Source organism: Leptolyngbya sp. FACHB-36, assembly GCF_014695955.1.
Lineage (GTDB): Bacteria > Cyanobacteriota > Cyanobacteriia > Leptolyngbyales > Leptolyngbyaceae > FACHB-36.
Genome location: NZ_JACJPG010000348.1, coordinates 1 through 2220 on the forward strand (window position 1 = coordinate 1; position 2220 = coordinate 2220).

General features: G+C 54.3%; 2 protein-coding genes and 1 pseudogene. 2 read left to right on the plus strand and 1 reads right to left on the minus strand.

Annotated elements, in window-relative coordinates; genetic code table 11:
* On the plus strand, positions 1-1323 hold a 1323-nt coding region (locus tag H6F43_RS09905; RefSeq protein ID WP_190342619.1), incomplete at its 5' end, for a chloride channel protein.
* A gap of 78 nt (positions 1324-1401) precedes the next feature.
* Here H6F43_RS09905 and H6F43_RS09910 read toward each other — a convergent pair.
* Positions 1402-1809, minus strand: a complete 408-nt coding sequence (locus tag H6F43_RS09910) for a gamma-glutamylcyclotransferase (protein ID WP_190342620.1) — start codon at positions 1807-1809, stop codon at positions 1402-1404.
* 91 nt (positions 1810-1900) lie between these two features.
* Between H6F43_RS09910 and H6F43_RS09915 the strand changes: the two are divergent.
* Positions 1901-2220: pseudogene (locus tag H6F43_RS09915) on the plus strand (Zn-dependent hydrolase); the annotation flags it as partial.

Consider the following 2220-nt stretch of genomic DNA (forward strand, 5'->3'; position numbering starts at 1 on the left):
CCTGCTTCTACACCCGCCGTCCAGCCAGAATTAGACTATGTTCAAACAATTCTTTGGGCAGCCGCGATCGGCATCCTTGGCGGTATCGTTGCAACTGCCTACTACTTCCTGCTAGAAAATTCTATGCATCTGGTGTGGCATACCATTCCAGACGTTTTGGAACCGGTTTTTTCTGACAGTTTTCCTGCTTCAAACTATGTCTGGATTGCTGCCACGATTGGGGGATTGCTCGTTGGACTGACCCTGTATTTCATGGGGCTACCCGGTGAAGTCTCCTTTGTAGTGGATAAGGTGCACGACCCCGGACGGATCGATATCAAACAAACTCCAGCAATGGTGATTGCCTCTCTATTTTCGATCGTGGCGGGCGGGAGTGCCGGACCAGAAGCACCGCTTGTGCAGGTCAACGGCAGCGTGGGCGGCTGGCTGGCGGGAAAGTTAGGCTTAACTGCCCACACGTCGCGCATCCTCACCTTCTGCGGCATGGCAGCCGCGCTGGGAGCCTTCTTTGGTGCGCCTTTAGGAGGTGCGCTGTTTGCGCTAGAGATTCCCCACCGACGCGGGTTGGAATACTATGAGGCGCTGATTCCGGCAACGCTCTCGGCAATTCTCAGCTTTGTCGTGTTTCGCGTCACCACGGGGCTGTCGATCGGCGGCATGTATCACTTCACGTCGATTCCTCCCCTGACGCTAATGAATTTAGCCGAAGGAGCCGTGCTAGGGGCTATTGGGGCAGCAGTTGCCACACTGTTCGTCCTGATTTTTCGAGCGGTAGGGTTACTCACCCACTGGCTAGAGCACCGCACCATTCTGCTAGCAACGCTGGGTGGATTCTCGATCGGATTAATCGCGCTGGCGTTTCCTCAAACGCTGTTCTTTGGAGAGCGAGAAATTGAAACAATCATCCAGACAGGCTCCACATTCGGTGCGGCAATGCTGCTGATGATTGGGCTGGCGAAGATGCTAGCCATTAGCTGCACGTTGCATTCTGGCTTTCGCGGCGGCTTCATTTTTCCGCTGTTTTACATTGGTGCGGCAGTGGGGTTAGCGATCGCGATCGGAATTCCCCAAGTGCATCCAACGATCGGGATGGTGTGCATGATGGCAGCCGTTAACGTTGCAATTACCAAAACTCCGATTAGCACCACGGTCATTCTCAGTGTTTTGTCTGACACGGCAATGGTGCCCGTGATTGTGATTGCTAGTCTGACCAGTTTCTTGCTGACGATTAATCTAAGCATGATCAAAACGCAGCGATCGCGCACCGCAACCGAGCCGGAACAGAATCTCCAGGCACGACCACAGCTTCAGCCCCAGAGCTAAGTCAGGAGACGTGAGCCGCGATCGTCGGATTTCTGCCGTCTTTTGACTGCGTGTAGTAACGTTAGCTCCAGCGACGAGCTACGCCTGAGCCAAACTTGCCTTATACGCCGCCCAGCCGCCTAGATGTGAGATGTCGGGCCACTGGTATTGCTCCACCAACTCCCGTGGATACAGAATTGCCGTCACTACCTCACCATTCTCCAGCACCACATCACCGGGGTACATATTCGGAGGCTCCGTCGAAATCAAGTGATCGTACTGTTCAGCGGTCAGTTCGTACACTTCACCAGGAATAGAAACTCCTCCCTCTGCAACCTCGTAGATTGCCGGATGCCAGCCGTCGGCAGCCGAATGCAAGCGGTACTGGGGACGAGTCTTTGTCTCACGAATAAACGTTGCCGCTTGCAGATTTCCGTGGTCTGGCTGACCCCGCAATGCAGAGCCACAAATGAACACCCGCTTGGCACCTGAAGTCGTTTCTGTCATAGCTTTGGTAGCGATCGCCTCGTAATGTATACAAAGACTGGGTTAATTTTAGAGTTACACATTCGTACTCGTAAATAAGTTTTTAAAGCGTATGGCAGTTGCTTCGATGCTCACAGTGAACGGCGATCGCTTGATGAACAGCATTCATCAGCTAGCGGCGATCGGAAAACTGCCAGATGGTTGCATTCGCCGCCTCGCCTTTACCCCGGAAGACCAGCAAGCCAGACAGCAGGTGCGGCAGTGGATGGAAGAGGCAGGCATGACGGTGCGAACTGATGCCGCAGGCAACCTCATTGGTACTTATGCAGGACAGCAGCAAGGACCCGCACTCGCAACCGGATCGCACATTGACACCGTGCCTTCGGGTGGTCCCTACGATGGGGTGTTGGGCGTGCTGGCAGGCATCGAAGC

Coding starts and splice junctions, on each gene's coding strand:
- H6F43_RS09910 (WP_190342620.1), bottom strand. CDS start 1,809: ATGACAGAAACGACTTCAGGTGCCAAGCGGGTGTTCATTTGTGGCTCT.